Below are 21,554 nucleotides of genomic sequence, written 5' to 3'. Positions count from 1 at the left end.
TGCCCGGGTGGGCGGCCCCGGCTTTTGTCGTTTCTCCCCCGGCCCCGCTACGGCAGGGCGGGGCCCACCTGGCCGAGTGACGTGACGGCGTCGGTCACCGTGGCGGTCACGGGGCCGAGGACGTCCGCGCCGGGCGGCGGCCCGGAGGTGCCGACGGGCGCCCCGGGCGCTTCGGCAGGTGCCCCGGGCCCCTGGGCGGGCGCCCCGGGACCGGCCCCGTCACAGCAGTCCACCTGGGCGAACCGCGGCGCGTACCGCTCCCGCGGAACCTCCGGGGAGCCGGGACTGGCTGACTCGGACCGGTGCCGGGGCGGGGCGCCGTCGTACGGCTGCCGGTCCCGCTGCCGGGGGCTCTGCGGGGTGTCCCCGGCCCGCGGATCCGCGGGCGGCCCGGGGGTGAGGGCGCGTTCCAGCGTCCAGCGCTGCGCCCCGGACCCGTCGCGGCCGGTGACGATCACGTTCCGGCCCTTCCCGGGCGCGACGGCCCGCCCCGCGCCGCCCCGGGGCAGGAGTTCACCGCGCACGGTCAGGTCGTAGCGCACGCCCCCGGCGTGCACGAGGCACCCGGACACGACGACCGGCCCGGCGCCGGTGTCCGCGCCGAGGCAGAGCGTGGGGTCCGCGGCGCTGCGCAGCAGGCCGTCGTCCTGGTAGGACCACTGCGGGGACCCGGCGGAGCAGGCGGCCAGGACGATCCGGGCGCCGGCGCGGATCCGGCCGCCCCGGACGTCCAGGCACAGCTCGCTGTCCACGTTGCGCAGCCTGCCCCGGGCGACTTCGGCGACGTGGCCCGTGGAGACGGCCGACGGGGTCCCGGCCGGCGACGGGTCCCGGGCGCCCGGGCCGGATCCGGCCCGGTCCGGTCCCGCGGGCGCGGACCCCGCCCCGTCCGGGTCGACCGAGTGGCCGCTCACCGCGCCCCAGGTGGCCTGCGGGTCGGCCGTTCCCCCCTCCTCCGTCCAGCCACGCGCGGCCAGCAGGGTCGCGAGCAGCACGAGAGCGGTCACCCCCACCGCGGTGGCCAGCGCCTTCGTATGCCGCCTCGGCGGAGCGGAGGAGCCGGCCGGCTTCGGCGCCCCGGGACGCAGCCGGTGGCGTCCGCCGGCCCGCGGACCGCTCCGCCCCGGGTCGCGGCCGGGCCGGGAGTCGAGGTAGCGGCGCGCGCCCCAGCCGAGCACCGTTCCGGCGAGCAGTTCGCCCAGCCCGTCGTCGAAGTGGCTGAGTTGCTCGGCGGCGTGGCGGCAGTAGCGGCACGCCGCCAGATGGCGTCGCAGATCCGGCAGCAGGCCCGTGCCCCGGCGCATCGGAACGTCCAGCAGGCGGTTGTAGTGGCGGCATTCCGGCGTCGGTGCGAGTTCCCGGTGGGCCCGTACGCAGCCGGTCCGGAATTGTTCGCGCGCCTGCTCCAGGGCGGCCGACGCCGTTGCCGGATCCACCCCCACCAGACCGGCCGGTACGGATAGGGGTTCAGCCTCGACTTCCGTGTGCCACAGGAGGCATTGGGAGGCCGCCGGAAGGGCGCGGAATGCGCGCTCGGCGAGACGCCGCCTTTCCGGTGTCGCGGAACGTGCGGCGCGCAGACCGCGGGCACCGACGGTTTTGCGGAGTTCCGGCAGAATTCCGGAAATCCCGTCGTCGGCGGCCCACTCGCCGACCGTGTCCCGCACGGCCGCGAGCAGGCGCGGGCGCAGGGCTCCGCCGCCGGGCGCGGCGAGTTCGCGGCGGAACGCGGCGGCCGCCGCCATGGACGCCGAATCCTCCGCGGAGGCGAGGCAGATCACCGCGTACGCGTGGACGGGCCGCCAGTGCCGGGCGAGCAACAGCGCGACGGCGCGGGGGCCTTCGCGGGCGTCACCGACCTGCGCGAGGAGATTGCGGTCGGACTCCGCGGGCCGCGCTCCGGGGCGCGGCGGGTACGGCGGTCGTGGGGGGTGCGGGGAGTGCACGGAACCATTTCCTTCCAGCCGCAGGACGGCAGACCGATGGCGCGTCCGTCGGAAAGCAGGGGGTGATTGGTGCATACCGGGCCGGGTCGGCTGCGGACCCGGTGCGAGGCGGCTCACCTTCGCACATACGACTGACAGGTAACAAGGAGTTCGGATGACCTGCGTTCAAAACGCGGGAAATTCAGATAAGTTACCGACGGTATCCGTACCGGTTTTCGAAAACGTCGCGGTCGCGGGTTTCGAGTTGTGTGCGCGAAAAGGCGGCCGGTCCACGGAATCTCCCCCTCCGCAGCAGCCGCCCCGGCCGGCCGGCGACCGCCCCGCTCCGGGGCCGGAGTTCGCGGCCCGGCTCGGGGAGTTCCCCGCGGGCCTGGACGGCGCGGACGCCCCGCACGGGGACATCACCGCCCGGACACACCGGAGCCCCGAACACGCCGGAGCCCCGGCCGCGGCCGGGGCTCCGGTGTCCGGGACGGCCCGGTCAGCCGTTGGGGCGCAGGGTCCACACGACGGTCATCTCGCCGGTCACGGCGCCGTCGGCGCGCCGGATGGCGACGGCCACCGGGAACTCCGGCCGCCGGCCCGCGTCGAGTTCCGCGACGACCTCGGCGGCCGGGCGGCCCAGGGTGGCCGTGGCGGTGACGGCTCCCATCGCCAGCTTCCGGTAGGCGATCTCGGCGCTGACGGCGAGCGGTACGGCGCGCGAGAGCTGGTCCCCGAAGGCGGCCAGCACGATCGCGCCGCTCGCGGACTCGCCGAGCGTGAACATCGCACCGGCGTGCGGGCCGCCCACGTGGTTGTGGTACTCGCTCTGGTCCGGCAGGGACACCACCGCACGCTCCGGCGTGGTCTCCAGGAACTCGAGGTTCAGGGTCCGGGCCATGGGCACCGTGGCGGCGAGCATCTCGCCGATGGACATCTGGTCTGCGCTCATGACCGAATGTTACTCACGAGTAGACGCCGCTGACCAGGTCCGTGTGACCACCGCCGCACCGCGTGCCCCGCCTGGTTCCCCGCGGCCCCGCCCCCGGGTTGCTACGGCTCCGTCCACGGCCGGTGACCGAATCGTGTCCTGGGCGCGGCTAGGGTTGCTGCCCATGTGGCCAGGACAGCAGCCGCCCGGGGGCGAGCAGAACCCGCAGACGAACAACCCCTACCAGCAGCCGGGGTACCAGCAGCCGAATCCGTACCAGCAGCCGGGCTTCCAGCAGCCCAACCCCTATGGGCAGCAGCCGCAGTGGGGCGCGCCCGCACCGGCCGGTGCGCCGCAGCCCCCGCAGGGCGGCGGGGGCGGCAACCGGACGAAACTGGTCGCCATCATCGCGGCCACGGCGGTGGTCGTGGCGGCCGGGGTCACCGGCTTCCTGGTGCTGGGCGGCGACTCGGACGACACGGCGGGCGGGAAGGACGGCGAGAAGCCGGCCCCGACCGCCACGAAGGAGTCCGGGGGCGGGCCGAGCGCCTCCGCCTCCGCCGACAACCCGCGCGGCGGCCCGGGTGAGAAGGCGACCGTCCCGGGCTGGAAGGTCGTCGTCAACACGCGCTTCGGCACCAAGTTCGACGTCCCGGCCGACTGGGAGATCGATTCCCAGGACACGAGCGTGGGCTTCGAGTGGGAGAAGAAGGACGGCGAGCTGGACCGCACCACCGTCACGGCCCCGGCCTACCTGAAGTCCAAGTGGTGCACGAGCGACGACAACAAGGACGGCCGCGAGGAGGACACCGCCCTCGCCACCGCCGGCACCCGCGGCGAGAACGGCGCGAAGAACGCGGACATGGCGGCCGAGACGCGCGTGCCGTGGTGGATCTTCGGCGGTTACACCCAGCCGGACAAGAAGAGCGTCAAGTTCACCAAGCCCAAGCCGTACACCAGCAAGTCGGGCCTCAAGGGCAGCGTCGCCACGGCGCACTCGGAGAACACGCCCCAGAACGGCAAGTGCGACAGCGAGGGCAAGGCGATCACCTTCGCGTTCAAGAACGGCGCGGGCGACTTCGTCACCTGGAACCTGTACGGCGCCAAGGGCGTCAAGGACGAGCTGCCCGAGGCGACCGTCCAGAAGATCCTGAGCACGGTGCGCCTCACCGAGGAGCCGCCCACCGACTCGTGACCGGCGCGGACCGCCCACGCGGCGTTTGGCAAGTCGGCCCCGGCCCGGCGATAGTCACCGGGTGCCGATACCGACCTCCCGCAGACCCGCCTGGGCGGGCCGCAACTACTCCCTGCTGACCGCCGCCGCCGTCGTCACCAGCCTGGGCAGCAACGGCGCGCTCGTCGCCGCGGCCTTCGCCGTGCTGGAGGCGGGCGGGGACGGCGGCGACGTCGGCCTGGTGGCGGCCGCGCGGACGCTGCCGCTGGTGCTGTTCCTGCTGATCGGCGGCGCCGTCGCCGACCGGCTGCCCCGGCACCACGTGATGGTCGCCGCCAACGCCCTGAACTGCCTCTCCCAGGCCCTCTTCGCCGCTCTCGTGCTGACCGGCGACCCCCTGCTGTGGCAGATGATGCTGCTGGCCGCCCTCGGCGGCACCGGCCAGGCCTTCTTCGGCCCGGCCGCCGAGGGGATGCTGATGTCCTCGGTCCAGGGCGAGCAGGCGGGCCGCGCGTTCGCGGTGTTCCGGATGGCGATGCAGGGCGCGGGTCTGGGCGGTGCCGCGCTGGGCGGTGCCATGGTCGCCGCGATGGGCCCCGGCTGGGTGCTGGCGGCGGACGCGGCGGCCTTCGCCGTCGCGGGGGCGCTGCGCGCCTTCCTCGACGTCGGCCACATACCGCCCCGGGCACCGGGCGGCGGTCTGCTCGCCGATCTGCGGGAGGGCTGGCGGGAGTTCGCCGGCCGCCCATGGCTGTGGGGCATCGTCGTGCAGTTCTCCATCGCCAACGCGGTCGTCGCCGCCGCCGACGCCGTCTACGGCCCGCTCGTCGCCCGCGACCACCTCGGCGGCGCGGGTCCCTGGGGCCTCGCCCTGGGCGCGTTCGGCGCGGGCACCGTCGCGGGCGCTCTGCTGATGACCCGCTGGAAGCCCCGGCGGCTGCTGCTCGCCGGCACCCTGTGCGTCTTTCCACTGGCCCTCCCCTCGGCCGCCCTCGCCGTCCCGGTGCCCGTCGGCGTCCTGTTCGCGGTGATGTTCGTCGCCGGGGCGACGGTCGAGGTGTTCGGCGTCTCCTGGATGACCGCCCTGCACCAGGAGATCCCGGAGGCCAAGCTCTCCCGCGTCTCGGCCTACGACTGGTTCGGTTCCGTGGCGTTCGTGCCGCTCGCCACGGCGGCGGCCGGACCGGCGGAGGACGCCTTCGGCCGTACGGCGGCCCTGTGGGGCTGTGCCGGACTGGTCGTGCTGGTCACCGCGGCCGTGCTGTGCGTCCCGGACGTGCGCAACCTGCGCCGCAGGACCACCCCGGTGGCCAAGGGCGTCGCCGAGCGCCCCTCAGCCGATGCCGAACGCCCCGTCGGGGGGCTCGGGTGACGGCACGGCGTCCTCGTCGCGCACCGCCCGCGCCCCGCCCGTGAACTCCCGCAGCCGGGCGCCGTGTTCCACCCGCGCGGGGAAGGCGTCGGCCGCCGTGAGCCGGGTCAGGGCGGCGACGTCGACCGCCCGATGCCCGGCCACGAGCACGGCGTTGCCGAACCGGCGCCCCCGCAGCACCCCCGGCTCGGCGATCAGCACGAGCTCCTCGAACACGGTTGCGAGGGTGGCGAGCTGGGACCGCAGGAAGCCGAACGGAGCCGCGTCCGGGAGGTTGGCCAGATAGACCCCGCCCTCCCGGAGCACCCGCGCGGCCTCCCGCACGTAGCTGACGGACGTCAGATGCGCCGGCACCCGCGAACCGCCGAACACGTCGGCCACGATCACGTCCGCCGAGTCGGCGCGGGCGTTCTCCACCCAGGCCCGCGCGTCCGCCGCGTGCAGCGCGACCCGGGCCCCCGCGGGCAGCGGCAGATGCCCGGTCACCAGCTCCAGCAGCCCCCGGTCGGCCTCGACGACGTCCTGAAGTGACCCCGGCCGCGTCACGGCCACGTACCGCGGCAGCGTGAGGGCCCCGCCGCCGAGATGCACCACGTCCAGGGCCCGGCCCGGCTCGGCCACGACGTCCAGCACGTGCCCGAGCCGCCGCGCGTACTCGAACTCCAGGTGCGTCGGGTCGTCCAGATCGACGTAGGACTGCGGTGCCCCGTCGACGGTCAGCAGCCAGGCCCGCTCCCGGTCGATGTCGGGCATGAGCTTGGCGAACCCGTGATCGACGGGCCGGGCGACGGGGAGGGCTTCCTTCACGCCTCCATTGTGCGGGGGGACGGCGCCGTCGAGGGGCGCGGGGAACAGCACGACCGGCGGCCCGGGACGGCCCGCGGTCCCCCCGCCGCCTCAACCGACCTGGGTCACGGTTCCGGCCCCTACCGTCCGGCCACCCTCACGGATGGCGAACCCGAGCCCCGCCTCCAGCGGCACGTCGCGCCCCAGCTCCACGGTCATGACGACGGTGTCACCGGGCCGCGCGACAGCGACCTCGCCGAGGTCGACGACCCCCACCACGTCCGCGGTCCGGATGTAGAACTGCGGCCGGTACCCGCTGGAGAGCGCCGTCGTACGCCCGCCCTCGCGCGCGGACAGCACGTACACCTGCGCGGTGAAGCGCCGGCCGGGCACGACACTCCCCGGCGCGGCCACCACGTGCCCGCGCCGGACGGCGTTCCGGGGCACCCCCCGCAGCAGCAGCGCCACGTTGTCCCCGGCCTGCGCCTCCTCCATCGGCTTGCCGAAGGTCTCCAGCCCGGTCACCACCGTCTCGGCCGACGCCCCGAGGACCTCGACCCGGTCCCCGACCCGCACCACGCCGCGCTCGACCGCACCCGTCACCACGGTCCCCCGCCCGGTGATGGTCAGCACGTTCTCCACCGGCAGCAGGAACGGCGCGTCCAGGTACCGCTCGGGCACCGGAACGTAGGTGTCCACCGCGTCGAGCAGCGCCTCCACCGACGCCGTCCACCGCGGGTCCCCCTCCAGTGCCTTCAGGCCGGAGACGCGCACGACGGGCACGGTGTCACCGCCGTAGCCGTGCGCGGTGAGCAGGTCGCGGACCTCCAGCTCGACGAGGTCGGTGAGCTCCTCGTCGCCCGCGTCGGCCTTGTTGAGCGCCACCACGACGTGGTCGACGCCCACCTGGCGGGCGAGCAGGACGTGTTCGGCGGTCTGCGGCATGATCCCGTCGAGGGCGGAGACGACCAGGATCGCCCCGTCCAGCTGCGCGGCGCCGGTGACCATGTTCTTGACGTAGTCGGCGTGGCCCGGCATGTCGACGTGCGCGTAGTGCCGGGTGTCGGTCTCGTACTCGACGTGCGCGATGTTGATGGTGATGCCGCGCGCCGCCTCCTCGGGCGCCCGGTCGATCCGGTCGAAGGGCACGAACGCGCCGGTACCGCGGTCGGCGAGGACCTTGGTGATGGCGGCGGTCAGGGTGCTCTTGCCGTGGTCGACATGGCCCATCGTGCCGATGTTGAGGTGCGGTTTCGTGCGGGCGTAGGCCGTCTTGGACATGGCTGTACCTCGAAGCGTCGGGTGGCGGAGTGGAGAAGCGGGACCCCGGGGACCTGACCGACCCTCCCCTTGCGGGGTCCGCCGGACGTACCGGAGAGGGTCAGCTTCGGGCGCCGTCCGCGACGGCCGTGAGGACGGTGACGGCATCCTTCGGGGCATCCGTGACCACGGATGCTGCGAGGGCGAAGGCGTGCCGGAACATGACGTCGATCATCGCCGACGTCCTACCGCGCGTCGAACGGTTTTCGTCCTGCCTGCGTACGGGGGGTGCGGCGGGTTCCCGTGACGCTGGTGAGACGAACCATACGGCGATCACACACATTTGTCGGTTAGTGTCACCGGATGCTCGATGCCACCACCCGCTCTGGGGGCACCGCCACGGCCTCTCCCCGGGCCACCACCGCGGAGCTCGCCGTCGCCGCTTCCCCGGCAACGACCGCCTCGCCCGCCGTCTCCACCGGTTTCGCCGCCCGCTGCACGAGAGTTCTGCTCTCCCCGTGGTCGCGGCTGTCCCTGCTCGTCGCCCTGCTCGCCGCGGCCGCCTGCGCGATGCTGCTGTTCGAACCGCAGCGGCTGCTGACCCAGGGCTGGCCGCCCCAGCTGAGCGGAGCCGCCGCGGCGCTGGTGTTCGCCGCGGCGTACGGGGTGTGCACCGTGGCGTTCGTGCCGCGGCCGTTGCTGAACCTCGCGGGCGGTGCCCTGTTCGGTTCCCAGGTCGGCCTGGGCGTGGCCCTGGCGGGCACGGTGCTGGGCGCAGGGATCGCCTTCTGCCTGGGCCGGGCCCTGGGCCAGGAGGCGTTGCGGCCGCTGCTGCGGGGGCGCTGGCTGAAGGCCGCCGACGGTCAGCTCAGCCGGCACGGCTTCCGCTCGATGCTGGCGGTCCGGCTGTTCCCCGGCGTGCCGTTCTGGGCCGCGAACTACTGCGCCTCCGTCTCGCGCATGGGCCTGCTGCCGTTCCTGCTGGCCACGGCGCTCGGTTCCGTCCCGAACACCGCCGCCTACGTGGTCGCCGGCGCCCGCGCCTCGACGCCGACGTCCCCCGCCTTCCTGATCGCCCTGGCCTGCATCGCGCTGCCCGCGCTGGCGGGCGTGGTGGTGGCCTGGCGCAAGCGGCACCGGCTGCGCGCGCTCTGACGGGCCGTCACGGCCGCTGTCTCAGACGCGTTCCAGCACCATGGCGTTGGCGAGTCCGCCCGCCTCGCACATGGTCTGGAGCGCGTAGCGGGCACCCCGCTCCCGCATCGCGTGCACCAGGGTCGTCGTCAGCCGGGTGCCGCTCGCGCCGAGCGGGTGGCCGAGCGCGATGGCGCCGCCGTGCACGTTGACCCGGTCGAGGGCGGCGCCGGTCTCCTGCTGCCAGGCCAGGACGACGCTGGAGAACGCCTCGTTGACCTCGAACAGGTCGATGTCGTCGACGGTGAGCGACACCCTGCGCAGCACTTTCTCGGTCGCCGGGATCACGCCGGTGAGCATCAGCAGCGGGTCGGAGCCGGTGACGGCGAAGCCGTGCAGCCGGGCGAGCGGACGCAGCCCGAGCCGGGCGGCCGTCTCGCTGGACGTGATGAGCACCGCCGAGGCGCCGTCGTTGATCGGGCTGGCGTTGCCCGCCGTGACGTTCCACTCGATCTGCGGGAACCGTTCGGCGAAGCCGGGGTCGTGGTAGGCGGGCCTGAGCCCGGCGAGGACCTCCGGGGTGCTGTCCGGCCGGACGCACTCGTCGCGCGTGAGGCCCTCCAGGGGCGCCACCTCGGCGTCGAAGAACCCCGCCTCCCAGGCCGCGGCGGCCTTGCGGTGCGAGGAGACCGCGAAGGCGTCCATCTGCTCGCGGCCGATCGACCACTTGGCCGCGATGAGCTCGGCGCTGATGCCCTGCGGGACGAGTCCCTCGGGGTAGCGCTCGGCCACCCCGGGCCCGAACGGGTCCGTGCCCGGCGGCACGTTCGACCACATCGGCACCCGGCTCATCGACTCGACGCCGCAGGCCACGACGAGGTCGTAGGCGCCCGAGAGGACGCCCTGCGCCGCGAAGTGCACGGCCTGCTGGGAGGAGCCGCACTGCCGGTCGACGGTGGTGGCGGGCACCGACTCCGGGAAGCCCGCGGACAGGACGGCGTAGCGGGTGGTGTTCATGGCCTGCTCGCCGACCTGGTCGACGGTGCCGCCGATGACGTCGTCGATCAGCTCCGGGTCGACGCCGGACCGCTCGACGAGGGTGCGCAGGGTGTGGGCGAGGAGCTCCACGGGGTGGACGTGCGCGAGGGCGCCGTCCGGCTTGCCCTTGCCGATCGGGGTGCGTACGGCTTCGACGATCACTGCGTCACGCATGTGCGGGCCTCCACGACTACCAGTGAGTAGGAAATCCGAACTCACGGTATCCCGGCGGGTTGGAAAATCCAACCCTCTCGTAGACTGAGCCGCATGGCCGCTCGCAAGGATCCGCGCCCCTGCTCCATCGCCGACACCCTGGCGCTGGTCGGCGAGAAGTACTCGCTGCTCGTGCTGCGGGAGGTGTGCCTGGGCAACGGCCGGTTCGACCAGCTGGTGCGCAACACCGGCGCTCCGCGCGACGTCCTCGCCACCCGGCTGCGCCGGCTCGTGGACGCCGGGATCCTCGCCAAGCACCTCTACAGCGAGCGCCCGCAGCGCTTCGAGTACCGGCCCACCCGGGCCGGGCTGGAGCTGGAGCCGGTGCTGATGACCCTCATGGCGTGGGGCGACCGCCATCTGCGGGCGGCCGGCGACCGCCCGATGGTCGTGGAGCACTCCTGCGGCCGGGCCCTCACCCCGGTCGTCACCTGCCGGGCCTGCGGCGACGAGGTGCGCCACGAAGACCTCACGGCCCGTCCGCAGGCCCCCGGCTGGACGGTGACCGGGCCGACGGCCGCCTGATCCGCCGCGCGGCGGGGCCGCTTGCAAACCCCTGTGTCCGGACGGTCTCCCGGGGACGCTACGCTTCCCCCTCGGCACACATGATCCCCCGTTCGTCGCAACGGCGGCCCGGTGTGCCCGTCGTCCGTCCCACGATCGGCACTTGGACTCCGCTACCTCATGTCTTGGTTCGAATCACTCATCCTCGGACTCGTCCAGGGGCTGACCGAGTTCCTGCCCGTCTCCTCCAGCGCGCACCTGCGCCTGACGGCGGCCTTCTCGGGCTGGGAGGACCCGGGCGCGGCCTTCACGGCGATCACGCAGATCGGCACCGAGGCCGCCGTCCTGATCTACTTCCGCAAGGACATCGGGCGGATCGTCTCGACGTGGACGCGCTCGCTCACGAACAAGGCGCTGCGCAGCGATCCCGACGCGCGGATGGGCTGGCTCGTGATCGTCGGTTCCATCCCGATCGGCGTGCTCGGCGTGACGCTGAAGGACCAGATCGAGGGTCCCTTCCGCGACCTCCGGATCACCGCGACGATGCTGATCGGCATGGGCATCGTCCTGGGTGTCGCCGACCGGCTCGCGGCGCGGGACGAGAGCGGCGGCCGGCACCGCGCGCCCAAGCAGCGCAAGGCCCTGGAGGACCTGGGCGTCCGCGACGGACTCATCTACGGCCTGTGCCAGGCCATGGCGCTGATCCCGGGCGTCTCCCGCTCCGGCGCCACCATCAGCGGCGGCCTGTTCATGGGGTACAGGCGCGAGGCCGCGGCCCGCTACTCCTTCCTGCTCGCCATCCCCGCCGTGCTGGCCTCCGGCCTGTTCGAGCTGAAGGACGCGACGGAGAGCGGCCACGTCTCGTGGGGGCCCACGATCTTCGCCACGGTGATCGCCTTCGGCGTCGGGTACGCGGTGATCGCCTGGTTCATGAAGTTCATCTCGACCAAGAGCTTCATGCCCTTCGTCTGGTACCGCATCGCGCTCGGCATCGTCATCATCGCCCTGGTCAGCACGGGTGCCATCAGTCCGCACGCGGGGGAGCCGGCCCACTGACGCGGCCCCTGTGACCCCCGTCTCGTGACCAACCGCATAGCGATCCGGTAGCCGTCCGGTAGCGGCCTGTCAGTGGCTGCCCCTAGGCTTGTCCGCATGTCCCCCGATTTCGTGACCCCTGGTTCCGTGCGGTCCGCTGCCGAGGTCAACGAGGAGATCCGTGCGCTGTGGCGGCGCACGGGCGGCACCCTGTCGGCCGAGGAGCGCGCGGAGTACGAGCTGCTCGTCGTCGAGTGGGCGGCCGCGATCCGCGGCGCCGTCGTCAAGGCGGCCTGACCGGCACCCGCCGCCCGGACCTCCTCAACCGCTGCCCGGCCTCCTCAACCGCCGTACGCCGCTCCGGCCCGCAACACCCCCGGCAGAGGCCGCCCGGCACCCCCCTCACACGCCCAGCCGCGCCAGCACCCCGTCCTCGACCGGATACGGCCGCTCGTCGGGCAACAGCGCGGCGGCGGCCCCGAGTTCACCCGCCCGCACCCGTGCGTGGATCTCCGCCGCGAGCGGAGTGACGTCCTCGATCCCCACGATCCACTCGTCCGCGTACCGCGCCGCGGCCTCCCCGCGGAGCCCCAGCTGGAGCGACCGGTACGGCAGCGGCCGCAGCCGCAGATCCCGCTCCGGATCCCACTGCACCCGCGCCGGTGCCCGCTTCAGCTGCCGCTGCCACGCGGCCCGGTCGCCGTGCAGGGCCGGCACGTGGTGGGACAGGCAGGCGTGGCGCAGCGCCCAGAGGAAACCGTCCCGCCGGATCTCGACGGCCAGGACCGTCTCCTGGCCCTCCTTGGTGCCCCACCCGCAGCGGTACATCATCCACAGGAACGACGGCTTGATCCAGGTCATGCGGTCGCGCTTCCAGGCCGGCGGGAAGCGGCCGGTGCGGGCGGCGGGCCCGCCGATCTCCGGTCGGTAGGCCTGGTAGACGGTGATCGTGGACCCGGTGTGGCGGGCGCGTATCCGCAGGCGCGGTTCGTTCAGGTCGTTGTCGTTCTGGTCGTTCACGAGGGACAGGCTCGCCGCCGCGGACGCCCACGGCCACCGAATATCGCGCGCGGCTCTTGGCTCGTCTGCCGGCATGCCCAACACTGAGCCGATGACCCAGCGTGTGGAGCTCGCTGCCGTGCGGGACCGGCTGGCCGTCGACGGGCTGATCACCGACTACGCGGTGGCGGTCGACGACGGCGACTGGGAGGCCTACCGGGGACCGTTCGCGCCCCGGGGGCGGGCGGACTACCGCTCGGCCGGCGGCATCGAGGGCGAGGCCGGCGCGGTCGCCGGGTGGCTCGCCGGGAGCCTGCGGCTGTTCTCGATGCGCCAGCACCTGATCGTCAACCGGCGCGTGCGGTTCGGGATCTGGGAGGGGGACACCGGCGACACGGCCCGCGTCCAGGCCGACTACGTCAACCCCATGGCCACCGCGGGGCCGGCGCCGGACTTCGTGTGCGGCGGCCGGTACGCCTTCGCGCTGCTGCGCACGGACGACGGATGGCGGCTGAGCGAGGTCGTCGTGCGGGAGAAGTGGCGGCGCCTTCCCGAGCCGCGCACGGCACCTGTGATCAACTGAGCCGGCCTCCTCTGTCCTAGATCGTCCGCGGGGCGCACACTGGAGGAACCACGGGGTAGGAGGCGCCTATGAAGACGCTCGGCCACTGGCTCGCCTCCCCCTGGCGGCGCTCGGCCGCCGCCGCGGTGGCGGGCGCCCTCCCCGTCCTGGCCTTCCCCGCCCCGTCCCTGTGGTGGTGGGCCTACGTCGCGCTGGTCCCGTGGCTGTCGCTGCTGCGCACCGCGCCGACCGGGAAGAGGGCGGTGTACGACGGCTGGTGCGGCGGTTTCGGCTTCATGCTGGCCATGCACCACTGGCTGCTGCCGAGCCTGCACGTGTTCACGTTCGTCATCGCCGCCCTGCTCGGCGCCCTCTGGGCCCCCTGGGGCTGGCTGGTGCGCCGCCTGCTGGGCGGGACCCCCTCGCGGAGCCAGGTCGCGGGGGCGCTCCTGGTGCTGCCCTCGGCCTGGCTGGCCGTCGAGCTGGTCCGCTCCTGGCAGGGGCTCGGCGGCCCCTGGGGCATGCTCGGCAGCAGTCAGTGGCAGGTCGCGCCCGCGCTGCGGCTGGCCTCGGTGGGCGGGGTGTGGCTGCTGAGCTTCCTCCTGGTGGCCCTGAACGTCGCCGTCGCCGTCCTGGTGGCCCTCCCGCGCGCCCGGGTGCCGGCCGTGGCCGGGCTCGTCGCCACGGCCGCCGCCACCTCCGCCGCCTGGGCCTTCGCGCCCCGCCCGGCCGTCGACGGCCAGGTCCGGATCGCCGTCGTCCAGCCGGGCGTGATCGGCGGGCCGGACAGCGGTGACCGCCGGTTCGACCGCGAGGAACAGCTCACCCGCCGGCTCGCCGGGCAGGGCGTCGACCTGGTCGTGTGGGGCGAGAGCAGCGTCGGCTTCGACCTCGGCGACCGGCCCGACCTCGCCCGGCGCCTCGCGGACCTCTCCCGCGCGACGGACGCCCACATCCTGGTCAACGTGGACGCCCGGCGTTCCGACAAGCCCGGCATCTACAAGAGCTCGGTCCTCGTCGGGCCGGACGGCCTGACCGGGCAGCGCTACGACAAGATGCGCCTGGTCCCCTTCGGCGAGTACGTCCCCGCCCGCTCGCTGCTCGGCTGGGCCACCTCCGTCGGCAAGGCGGCCGGTGAGGACCGGCGGCGCGGCTCCCAGCCGGTCGTGATGGACGTGGGCGACGGTCTGCGCGCCGGGCCGATGGTCTGCTTCGAGACGGCCTTCCCCGACATGACCCGCCACCTCACGCGGGAAGGCGTCGACGTGCTCGTCGGCCAGTCGGCGACGTCCACGTTCCAGCAGAGCTGGGCGCCCGGGCAGCACGCCTCCCTCGCCGCCCTGCGCGCCGCCGAGACCGGCCGCCCCATGGTGCACGCGACCCTCACGGGCGTCTCGGCCGTCTACGGCCCGGACGGGGAGCGGGTCGGCTCACGGCTCGGCACGGACGCCTCCGCCACGCGGGCCTACGACATCCCCCTCGCGCACGGCACCACGCCCTACGTCCGCCACGGCGACTGGACCGTGCACGCCGCCCTGCTGGTCCTCGCCGCGTGGGCGGCCGGCGAGGGCGTACGGACGCTGCGGCTCAGGCGGTCCGCTCCTGAACCGCGCGTACCACCCGTTCGCACAGCTCATGGGTCTCCAGCGCGTCCCGGGCGCTGAGCACCCGGCCGGCCCGGACCGCGTCCAGGAACGCCAGCACCGCCTGCTCGATCCCGCGCTGCCGGGCGACCGGCACCCAGTCCCCGCGCCGCCGCACGGTCGGCTGGCCCTTGTGGTCGACCACCTCGGCCAGGTTGACCACCTGCCGCTTGGTGTCCTGCCCGGACACCTCCAGGACCTCCTCGGCGGAGCCGCTGAGCCGGTTCATCACGCCGAGCGCGGTGAAGCCGTCCCCGGCGAGCTGGAGCACCACGTGGTGCAGCAGGCCGTCCCGGACGCGGGCGCGCACGGTCACGTCGTCGATCGCGCCGGGCGCGAGGAACCGCAGGGTGTCGACGACGTGGATGAAGTCGTCGAGGATCATCGCGCGCGGGTCCTCGGGCAGCCCGACGCGGTTCTTCTGCATCAGGATCAGCTCGCGCGGGTGGTCGGCGCACTGCGTGTAGCCGGGGGCGTGGCGCCGGTTGAAGCCGACGGCGAGGCTCACGCCGCGCTCCTCGGCGAGCGCCACCAGCCGCGCGGAGTCGGCCAGTTCGTAGGCGAGCGGCTTGTCGACGTAGGTGGGCACGCCCGCTTCCAGCAGCCGCGTCACGATCTCCGGGTGGACGAGCGTGGGCGCGTGCACGAAGGCGGCGTCGAGGCCGGCCGCCAGCAGGGAGTCGAGGGTGGTGTGCCGCCGCTCGCGCGGGAGGTGGAGGCCGTCCGCGACCCTGTCGAGCGTGGCGGGCGTGCGCGTCTGCAGGTGCAGCTCGACCCCGGGCTGGAAGGCGAGGACCGGGAGGTAGGCCTTCTGCGCGATGTCGCCGAGTCCGATGCAGCCGACCTTCACGTGGCGCTCTCCTCTAGTGGTTGCCTGCCGGGGCCTGCTGCGAAGCATACGGGCGCCGCGGCGGCCGCCAGTCGGCGATGCCGTCGAAGCCGCACAGGAACAGGGCGGGCGCGGTCCTGGACAGCGCGGCCATGGCGGTGTCGCGCACGGCGGTCCCGGCGCGGCCGGTCATGAGGTTGAGGCGGGCGACCCGCACCGCCCGGCGCGCGACGGCGGTCGTGCGGGGCAGCCGGGCGGCGGTGTAGGCGGCCAGGTCGTCGCAGTGGTGCGCCAGCACGACCGCGTCCTCGATGGCCTGGTTGCCGCCCTGGCCCAGCGTCGGCGGCATGGCGTGCGCGGCGTCGCCGACCAGGGCGACCCGGCCGAGGTGGTGGGCGGGCAGGGGGTCGGCGATGTGGTGCACGTCGTGGCGCAGCACGTCACCGGGGCGGGCGGCGGCGAGCACGGCCGGGATCGGCGCGTGCCAGTCGCCGAAGCGGCGCAGCAGTTCGGCCCTCTCGTCGTCCGGTGCGTGCTGCCCGGCCGGGGTCACGGCGGCGGCGTAGGCGTAGACCCGGCCGTCCTTGAGCGGGTGCGTGCCCCAGATGCGGCCCCGGCCCCAGGTCTCGTGCGAGGCGAACCGCGCTCCGGGCACGGGGATCACGATCCGCCAGGTGGTGAAGCCGGAGTAGACGGGTCCCGGGTGCCGGGGGAACAGCGCGCGGCGCACGGCGGAGTGGATGCCGTCCGCGCCCACCACGAGGTCGGCCTCCAGCTCACCGTCGGGCGTGGTGACACGGGCGGGCCGGTGGGGGTCGCCCGGATCGGCGAGCGCCGCCGCGGCGGCCGTGCGGACGGTGTCCGGCGGGAGCCGGGAGGCGAGGCCGGCGATGAGGGTGGCGCGGTGCAGCAGTACGAGCGGTCCGCCGAAGCGCGCGGCGGCGGCCTCGGCACAGGTGCGCGCGAGCCACCGTCCGCCCGGGGTGCGCAGACCGCCGTCACCCGCCCAGGCGGCGAGGGCGCGGATCTCGTCGCCGAGTCCGACGACGTCCAGCGCGCGCAGGGCGTTGGGAGCGAGTGAGATGGCCGCGCCGACCGGCTCCAGCGAGCGGGCCCTCTCCAGCACGGTGACCCGCCAGCCGCGCGCGTGCAGGGCCGCCGCCGCGGTCAGCCCCCCGATCCCGCCGCCGATCACGACGGCCCTCCTCGACGTTGCCATGGCCCCTCCTCGCGGTCACTACACCTGTAGTAGGCGTATGACGTTACTACAGCCGTAGTGAAACCGGTAGCGTGGCCGTCATGTCCGTACGCAGCACCGGCCCCTCCCGCGCCGACCTCGTCGCCGACGCCGCCCTCGCCCTGCTCGCCGAGCGCGGGATGCGCGGCCTGACCCACCGGGCGGTCGACGAGGCGGCGGGGCTGCCCCAGGGCTCCACGTCGAACGTCGCGCGGAGCCGGCAGGCCCTGCTGGAGCTGGCGGTGCGGCGGCTGGCCGAGCGCGAGGCCCGGGTGCTCGCGCTGCACGAGATGCCGGACCCCCGCGCCGGGACCGAGTCGCTGCTGGACGCCCTGGCCCGCGCGGCCCACCGGGCCCTGACGGGCCACCGCGCCCTCACGCTGGCCCGCTACGAACTGGCTCTGGAGGCGACGCGCCGCCCGGAGCTGCGGGCCTTCTTCGACGCGACGGGCGCCCGCTTCCGCGACCAGCTCACCGCCCTGGTCACCGGCCTGGGCTCGACGGCGCCGGAGCGGCACACCCTGTCGCTGATCGCCTGGGCGGACGGGCTGATGTTCAGCTGCGTGGCGGGGTCGTTCGGCGCGACGCCCCCGAGTCTGGACGAGGTGCGGGCCGGCCTGCGGGAACTGCTGGAGGGGATGCTGCGGGGCTGAAAAACCCGTGGTTCGGGGCGGCGCGCCGGGAAAGGATGGCCCCATGACGACCGAACGCCGCATGCCCGCCACGACCGCCGACGAACGCACCATGCTCGAGGGGTGGCTGGACTTCCACCGGCAGACCCTCGCGTGGAAGTGCGAGGGTCTGAGCGACGAGCAGCTCAGGACCGCCTCCGCGCCCCCTTCGGAGCTGTCCCTGATGGGCCTGGTCCGGCACATGGCGGACGTGGAGCGCAGCTGGTTCCGCCGGGTGCTGGCCGACGAGGACGCACCGCCCCTGTACTGGAGCGACGAGGACACGGACGGCGAGTTCCACCTCACCGGGGAGGACACCTGGGAGGAGGCCCACGCCACCTGGCGGCGCGAGATCGAGGCCGCCCGCCGCAACGCGGCCCGCTTCGGCCTGGACGACATCACCGAGGGCAAGCACCGGCGCACCGGCGAGCGGTACAACCTGCGGTGGCTCTACACGCACATGATCGAGGAGTACGCCCGGCACAACGGCCACGCCGACCTGATCCGCGAGCGCATCGACGGCGCGACCGGCGACTGACGTCAGCCCCGGCGGGCCGGCACCCTCCGTACGGGGCGGGACATCACCCGTGCGGGGCATCCTGCGTCTGTCCGCCTCCCGGGTGCGGTCCGGACGCACCAGAGTGGCGCGGGTGCATCGAACGACGACCACAGCGACGCTCCTGGTGACCGTGGCTGTCTCGGCCCTGGCCGGCTGTACGACGGTCCAGCGTCCCCCCGCGCCCGGGCCCCCGGCGGCACCCTCCCGGCCGCCGCTGCCGCAGCCCGAAGGGCGGACGCAGACGCAGATCGTGCAGGCACCGGCCCGCGAGGCCCTGCAGCTCATCGAGGAGGGCTCCCGCCACCCGGCGCCGGCCACACCCGGAACCGGCCCGTCCACGGCCCGACCGTCCGCGACCGGACCGGCCGCGCCCCCGGCGGACACGGCACGGCGGCAGGGGCCGCCGTCCGACCGGCCCCCGGCGCGGACCCGGCCCGTCCGCCCGGACCGCCCCGAGCCCGCCCGCCGCAGCCCTCGGCGGCCGCGCGCCGACCTCCCGGACGTCGCGGAGTCGGTGCGGCAGGAGGTTCGCGGTCAGGCCCGCGACAGCACGGACGTGTGCGCGCTGGGCCGGCGGTACGGCGGCTGGCGTGCGGACAGCCCGGAGGCGACGATCTGCCGGGACACCTATGGGCGTTGACCGCCGGCTCAGGGCCGCTGCCGCGGTGGCGCCCACGCCCCGCCGCCGCCCTCTCCCAGGCGGGCCTGAAGCCGTCCGATGGCCGCCCGCACGCCCTGGCCGTAGCGGTCGCCGGGGAGGGCTGCGGCGGCTTCCCGGGCCCACCGCAGGTGCGTGCGGGCGGCCTCGAACCGGCCGAGTCCGGCGTAGTCGTCCGCCAGGTTCAGGTGCAGCGAGGGGTAGAACGCGCTCACCCCGGGTGCCCGCCGCCCGGCCTCCTCCGCCGCCGTCAGCGCGCGCAGGTCCCAGGCCAGTTCGTCCGCGGGATCGTCCTGGGTGTCGGCCAGGTAGTGGGCGAGGGTGCAGCGGTGGAGCGGGTCGCCGTGCTCGCCGACCTCCGCCCACAGGTCCAGCAGACGGCGGCGGGCCTCCTCCCGGTCCCCCGCGTGGTGCAGCATGACGACCTGCCCGATCCGCGTCAGCACGGCGTCCGGCGCCGCCTGACCCTGCCGCTCCGCCACGACGACCTCCGCGCACTCGCCGGATTGTTCGTCCCGACGCTAGCCGCACGGGGAGGCGATCCGGCTCAGGCGGCTCCGGGCACCGCCCCGTCGGAACCCGGCGGGGCGGTGCCCCGTCCGTGCCCCGCGGGTCCGCCGCCCCGTCCGAGCCCGGTGGGTCCGCCGCCGGTGTCGTCAGCCCAGGTCCGGGATCGTCCAGTCGATCGGCTCGTGGCCCTGCGCCGCCACCGCCGCGTTGATCTGCGTGAACGGGCGTGAGCCGAAGAACTTCTTCGCCGACAGGGGCGAGGGGTGCGCGCCCTTGACCACCGCGTGCCGGGTCTCGTCGATCAGCGGGAGCTTCTTCTGCGCGTAGTTCCCCCACAGGACGAACACCGCCGGGTCGGGGCGCTCGGCCACGGCGCGGATCACGGCGTCGGTGAACTTCTCCCAGCCCCGGCCCTTGTGCGAGTTGGCCTCGCCGCCGCGGACCGTGAGCACCGCGTTGAGCAGCAGCACCCCCTGGCGGGCCCACGGCATCAGGTAGCCGTTGTCCGGGATCGGGGTGCCGAGCTCCTCGTGCATCTCCTTGTAGATGTTGCGCAGGGACGGCGGGATCCGCACCCCGGGGCGGACCGAGAAGCACAGCCCGTGGCCCTGGCCCTCGCCGTGGTACGGGTCCTGACCGAGGATCAGCACCTTGACCCGGTCGTACGGCGTGGCGTCCAGCGCCGCGAAGACCTCCTCGCGCGGCGGGTAGACGGGACCCTTCGCCCGCTCCTCCTCGACGAACTCCGTCAGCTCCTTGAACCAGGGCTGCTGCAGCTCGTCGCCCAGAACCCCGCGCCAGGACTCGGGCAGCATGGCGATGTCGGTCACGTCAACGTCCTCACGATGTGCGGTCACTTGCAGGCCTCAGAACCTACCGGCGACCACTGACAACGCGCCGGGGAACGCCGGCCGCCCGACCGCTACCAGGCGGTCTTGCGGTGCAGCTCCCACATCATCATGATCGTCGAGGGGTCCAGGGCCCGCTCGGCGCCCGAGACGTCCCGGCTCGCCGCCACGTACTGCCGGCCCTGCCACAGCGGCAGCAGCCGCGCGTCGTCCACCAGGATCCGCTGGGCCTCCTCGAACTCCTTCTCCACGTTCGCGCGGTCGCTCTCGCGGCGCGAGCGGGGCAGCAGGTCGCCGGTGATCTCGGGCGCCGGGTAGGGCGTGCCCAGGGCGTTCTGCTCGCCGACGAACGGCGCGATGAAGTTCTCGGCGTCCGGGAAGTCGGGGAACCAGCCGCGCCCGAAGACCGGGTACTCGCCCTTCTGGTAGCCCTCGACGTAGGTCTTCCAGGGGCGGCTCTTGAGGCTGATGGAGAACAGGCCGGAGTCCTCCAGCTGCCGCTCCAGTTCCTTGAACTCGGCGGCGGTCTCGGAGCCGTAGCGGTCGCTCGTGTACCAGAAGGTGAGCGGGACCTTCTGGTTGATGCCGGCCTCGGTGAGGATCTTGCGGGCCTTGGCGACGTCGGGGTCGCCGTAGTCGTCGAAGAAACCGGTGGTGTGGCCGGTGAGGCCCTTGGGGACCATGGAGTAGAGCGGGTCCACGGTGTCCTTGTAGACCTTGTGGGCGATCGCGGCGCGGTCGACGACCTGCGCGATGGCCTGGCGCACGGCCTTCTTGTTCGCCCAGGGGTCCTTCGGGTTGAACACCAGGTAGTTGATGTCCGTGCCGGTGCCTTCGACGAGCTGGATCTCCTCCTCCTTGGAGGTCTTGCTCTGCAGGTCGACGACGTCTCCGGCGGCCAGACCGCGGTAGGTCACGTCGATCTGCTTGTCCCGCAGCGCCTTGACCATGGCGCCGGAGTCCTGGAAGTAGCGGATGGTGACCGCGTCGTTCCGGCGCTCGGCGAAGCCCTGGTAGGCGTCGTTCCTGACGAGGACGGCCTCCTCGCCCTCGTCGTACGAGTCGAGGGTGTACGGCCCCGAGCCGACGACGTCGCCGCTCTTGCGGAGGCTGTTCTCCGGGTAGTCCTTCGGGGAGACGATGGACATCGCGGGCGTCGCGAGTACGAACGGGAAGGTGGCGTCGGGCTTGTTGAGGTGGAAGACCACCTCGCGGTCGTTCGGTGCCTGGACCCGTTCGAGGCTGCCCAGCAGACCGGCCGGGCCGCCGTTGACGTTGATCTTGCGTATCCGGTCGAACGAGTGCTTCACGGCCTGGGCGTCGAGCGCCTCGCCGTTGGAGAACTTCAGGCCCTCGCGCAGCTCGCAGCGGTAGACCTGGTTCGAGGCGTCGCTGAACCCGCACTTCTCGGCGGCGTCCGGCTGGGGCGCGCTCTCGCCGGTGGGGTAGCTCAGCAACGTCTGGTAGATGTTGCGGAACAGTTCCCAGGAGCTGTCCCAGGAGGCGGCTGGATCGAGCGTGCTGGGGGCACTGGTGGTGCCGACGACGATCGGCCCCGCGTCGTCCGGGGTGTCGGACGACAGCACGCCGCATCCGGCGACCAGGGACGATAGGGACGCGATGGCCGCCACCCGCCGCAGGCCTCGGTTCCGGTTGAACACGC

General features: G+C 74.0%; 22 protein-coding genes. 11 read left to right on the top strand and 11 right to left on the bottom strand.

All coding sequences use genetic code 11. The features are described 5' to 3' along the window. Nucleotides 1-47: 47 nt before the first annotated feature. The gene (locus AC07DA_RS23300) at nt 48-1,946 is read right to left on the bottom strand and encodes an RICIN domain-containing protein (protein WP_479130101.1); all 1,899 of its coding nucleotides are present in this window, start codon (nt 1,944-1,946) and stop codon (nt 48-50) included. A 481-nt stretch (nt 1,947-2,427) separates the two neighbouring features. Then, nucleotides 2,428-2,880: a DUF4442 domain-containing protein gene (locus AC07DA_RS23295; RefSeq protein ID WP_479130100.1), complete on the bottom strand. Its 453-nt coding sequence runs from the start codon at nt 2,878-2,880 to the stop codon at nt 2,428-2,430. A 163-nt stretch (nt 2,881-3,043) separates the two neighbouring features. Here AC07DA_RS23295 and AC07DA_RS23290 point away from each other — a divergent pair, with 163 nt between their 5' ends. Both AC07DA_RS23290 and AC07DA_RS23285 read left to right on the top strand, forming a co-directional pair. Next, nucleotides 3,044-4,054: a DUF8017 domain-containing protein gene (locus AC07DA_RS23290; RefSeq protein ID WP_479130099.1), complete on the top strand. Its 1,011-nt coding sequence runs from the start codon at nt 3,044-3,046 to the stop codon at nt 4,052-4,054. A 25-nt stretch (nt 4,055-4,079) separates the two neighbouring features. Then, nucleotides 4,080-5,405, top strand: coding sequence for an MFS transporter (locus tag AC07DA_RS23285; protein ID WP_479130098.1), 1,326 nt, complete (start codon nt 4,080-4,082; stop codon nt 5,403-5,405). Here AC07DA_RS23285 and AC07DA_RS23280 read toward each other — a convergent pair. Both AC07DA_RS23280 and tuf read right to left on the bottom strand, forming a co-directional pair. Beyond that, nucleotides 5,367-6,212 (bottom strand): spermidine synthase, encoded by an 846-nt coding sequence (locus AC07DA_RS23280; protein ID WP_479130097.1) that lies wholly within the window; start codon nt 6,210-6,212, stop codon nt 5,367-5,369. The two genes, AC07DA_RS23285 and AC07DA_RS23280, sit on opposite strands and share 39 nt — an antisense overlap. A 90-nt stretch (nt 6,213-6,302) precedes the next feature. Then, nucleotides 6,303-7,472: an elongation factor Tu gene (gene tuf / locus AC07DA_RS23275; protein ID WP_479130096.1), complete on the bottom strand. Its 1,170-nt coding sequence runs from the start codon at nt 7,470-7,472 to the stop codon at nt 6,303-6,305. 342 nt (nt 7,473-7,814) lie between these two features. On the opposite strand from tuf, the gene AC07DA_RS23270 reads away from it, so the two are divergent. Further along, complete coding sequence (locus AC07DA_RS23270) at nt 7,815-8,606, top strand: TVP38/TMEM64 family protein (RefSeq protein ID WP_479130095.1); 792 nt, start codon at nt 7,815-7,817, stop codon at nt 8,604-8,606. Between the two features lie 21 nt (nt 8,607-8,627). On the opposite strand, the gene AC07DA_RS23265 is transcribed toward AC07DA_RS23270, so the two are convergent. Continuing rightward, on the bottom strand, nt 8,628-9,797 hold the full coding sequence (locus AC07DA_RS23265) for a thiolase family protein (RefSeq protein WP_479130094.1): 1,170 nt from the start codon (nt 9,795-9,797) through the stop codon (nt 8,628-8,630). Between the two features lie 93 nt (nt 9,798-9,890). On the opposite strand from AC07DA_RS23265, the gene AC07DA_RS23260 reads away from it, so the two are divergent. From AC07DA_RS23260 to AC07DA_RS23250, 3 genes are all read left to right on the top strand, one after another. Continuing rightward, complete coding sequence (locus AC07DA_RS23260) at nt 9,891-10,361, top strand: winged helix-turn-helix transcriptional regulator (RefSeq protein ID WP_479130092.1); 471 nt, start codon at nt 9,891-9,893, stop codon at nt 10,359-10,361. A gap of 159 nt (nt 10,362-10,520) precedes the next feature. Next, nucleotides 10,521-11,396, top strand: coding sequence for an undecaprenyl-diphosphate phosphatase (locus AC07DA_RS23255; protein ID WP_479130091.1), 876 nt, complete (start codon nt 10,521-10,523; stop codon nt 11,394-11,396). Between the two features lie 96 nt (nt 11,397-11,492). Further along, complete coding sequence (locus tag AC07DA_RS23250; RefSeq protein WP_086562056.1) at nt 11,493-11,672, top strand: hypothetical protein; 180 nt, start codon at nt 11,493-11,495, stop codon at nt 11,670-11,672. Between the two features lie 105 nt (nt 11,673-11,777). On the opposite strand, the gene AC07DA_RS23245 is transcribed toward AC07DA_RS23250, so the two are convergent. Next, complete coding sequence (locus AC07DA_RS23245; RefSeq protein ID WP_479130090.1) at nt 11,778-12,395, bottom strand: DUF4291 domain-containing protein; 618 nt, start codon at nt 12,393-12,395, stop codon at nt 11,778-11,780. A gap of 91 nt (nt 12,396-12,486) precedes the next feature. Here AC07DA_RS23245 and AC07DA_RS23240 point away from each other — a divergent pair, with 91 nt between their 5' ends. Both AC07DA_RS23240 and lnt read left to right on the top strand, forming a co-directional pair. Continuing rightward, the gene (locus AC07DA_RS23240) at nt 12,487-12,957 is read left to right on the top strand and encodes a nuclear transport factor 2 family protein (protein WP_479130088.1); all 471 of its coding nucleotides are present in this window, start codon (nt 12,487-12,489) and stop codon (nt 12,955-12,957) included. 68 nt (nt 12,958-13,025) lie between these two features. Beyond that, nucleotides 13,026-14,600, top strand: coding sequence for an apolipoprotein N-acyltransferase (gene lnt / locus AC07DA_RS23235; protein ID WP_479130087.1), 1,575 nt, complete (start codon nt 13,026-13,028; stop codon nt 14,598-14,600). Here lnt and AC07DA_RS23230 read toward each other — a convergent pair. Together AC07DA_RS23230 and AC07DA_RS23225 are read right to left on the bottom strand one after the other, a co-directional pair. Then, nucleotides 14,524-15,429 (bottom strand): Gfo/Idh/MocA family protein, encoded by a 906-nt coding sequence (locus AC07DA_RS23230; protein WP_479130086.1) that lies wholly within the window; start codon nt 15,427-15,429, stop codon nt 14,524-14,526. The two genes, lnt and AC07DA_RS23230, sit on opposite strands and share 77 nt — an antisense overlap. Before the next feature lie 13 nt (nt 15,430-15,442). After that, entirely contained in the window at nt 15,443-16,627 is a 1,185-nt protein-coding gene (locus tag AC07DA_RS23225) for an FAD-dependent monooxygenase (RefSeq protein WP_479130085.1), read from the bottom strand. A gap of 80 nt (nt 16,628-16,707) precedes the next feature. Here AC07DA_RS23225 and AC07DA_RS23220 point away from each other — a divergent pair, with 80 nt between their 5' ends. From AC07DA_RS23220 to AC07DA_RS23210, 3 genes are all read left to right on the top strand, one after another. Next, a complete protein-coding gene (locus AC07DA_RS23220; protein ID WP_479130084.1) occupies nt 16,708-17,298 on the top strand; it encodes a TetR/AcrR family transcriptional regulator in 591 nt (196 codons plus the stop codon). Between the two features lie 43 nt (nt 17,299-17,341). Then, nucleotides 17,342-17,854, top strand: coding sequence for a DinB family protein (locus AC07DA_RS23215; RefSeq protein WP_479130083.1), 513 nt, complete (start codon nt 17,342-17,344; stop codon nt 17,852-17,854). A gap of 112 nt (nt 17,855-17,966) precedes the next feature. Further along, nucleotides 17,967-18,515, top strand: coding sequence for a hypothetical protein (locus tag AC07DA_RS23210; RefSeq protein ID WP_479130082.1), 549 nt, complete (start codon nt 17,967-17,969; stop codon nt 18,513-18,515). An 8-nt stretch (nt 18,516-18,523) separates the two neighbouring features. Here AC07DA_RS23210 and AC07DA_RS23205 read toward each other — a convergent pair whose 3' ends face one another. From AC07DA_RS23205 to AC07DA_RS23195, 3 genes are all read right to left on the bottom strand, one after another. After that, nucleotides 18,524-19,015 carry a hypothetical protein gene (locus tag AC07DA_RS23205; RefSeq protein ID WP_479130081.1) on the bottom strand — a complete coding sequence of 164 codons (492 nt, stop codon included), beginning with the start codon at nt 19,013-19,015 and terminating at the stop codon, nt 18,524-18,526. 174 nt (nt 19,016-19,189) lie between these two features. After that, the gene (gene ung, locus AC07DA_RS23200) at nt 19,190-19,873 is read right to left on the bottom strand and encodes a uracil-DNA glycosylase (RefSeq protein WP_479130080.1); all 684 of its coding nucleotides are present in this window, start codon (nt 19,871-19,873) and stop codon (nt 19,190-19,192) included. Nucleotides 19,874-19,965: 92 nt separating this feature from the next. Then, nucleotides 19,966-21,552 (bottom strand): ABC transporter substrate-binding protein, encoded by a 1,587-nt coding sequence (locus AC07DA_RS23195; RefSeq protein WP_479130079.1) that lies wholly within the window; start codon nt 21,550-21,552, stop codon nt 19,966-19,968. Nucleotides 21,553-21,554 lie beyond the last annotated feature (2 nt).

The organism is Streptomyces sp. NPDC044921, assembly GCF_056432865.1.
Note: the sequence above shows the minus strand (reverse complement) of the source record. Positions and strands in the feature narration are given on the sequence as shown.

Excerpts from the sequence above, each read along its gene's own strand:
- AC07DA_RS23255 (WP_479130091.1), top strand. The coding sequence starts at position 10,521 with ATGTCTTGGTTCGAATCACTCATCCTCGGACTCGTCCAGGGGCTGACC.
- AC07DA_RS23260 (WP_479130092.1), top strand. The coding sequence starts at position 9,891 with ATGGCCGCTCGCAAGGATCCGCGCCCCTGCTCCATCGCCGACACCCTG.
- AC07DA_RS23250 (WP_086562056.1), top strand. The coding sequence starts at position 11,493 with ATGTCCCCCGATTTCGTGACCCCTGGTTCCGTGCGGTCCGCTGCCGAG.
- AC07DA_RS23225 (WP_479130085.1), bottom strand. The coding sequence starts at position 16,627 with ATGGCAACGTCGAGGAGGGCCGTCGTGATCGGCGGCGGGATCGGGGGG.
- tuf (WP_479130096.1), bottom strand. The coding sequence starts at position 7,472 with ATGTCCAAGACGGCCTACGCCCGCACGAAACCGCACCTCAACATCGGC.
- AC07DA_RS23215 (WP_479130083.1), top strand. The coding sequence starts at position 17,342 with ATGACGACCGAACGCCGCATGCCCGCCACGACCGCCGACGAACGCACC.
- AC07DA_RS23240 (WP_479130088.1), top strand. The coding sequence starts at position 12,487 with ATGACCCAGCGTGTGGAGCTCGCTGCCGTGCGGGACCGGCTGGCCGTC.
- AC07DA_RS23220 (WP_479130084.1), top strand. The coding sequence starts at position 16,708 with ATGTCCGTACGCAGCACCGGCCCCTCCCGCGCCGACCTCGTCGCCGAC.
- AC07DA_RS23265 (WP_479130094.1), bottom strand. The coding sequence starts at position 9,797 with ATGCGTGACGCAGTGATCGTCGAAGCCGTACGCACCCCGATCGGCAAG.
- lnt (WP_479130087.1), top strand. The coding sequence starts at position 13,026 with ATGAAGACGCTCGGCCACTGGCTCGCCTCCCCCTGGCGGCGCTCGGCC.
- AC07DA_RS23270 (WP_479130095.1), top strand. The coding sequence starts at position 7,815 with ATGCTCGATGCCACCACCCGCTCTGGGGGCACCGCCACGGCCTCTCCC.
- AC07DA_RS23295 (WP_479130100.1), bottom strand. The coding sequence starts at position 2,880 with ATGAGCGCAGACCAGATGTCCATCGGCGAGATGCTCGCCGCCACGGTG.
- AC07DA_RS23290 (WP_479130099.1), top strand. The coding sequence starts at position 3,044 with ATGTGGCCAGGACAGCAGCCGCCCGGGGGCGAGCAGAACCCGCAGACG.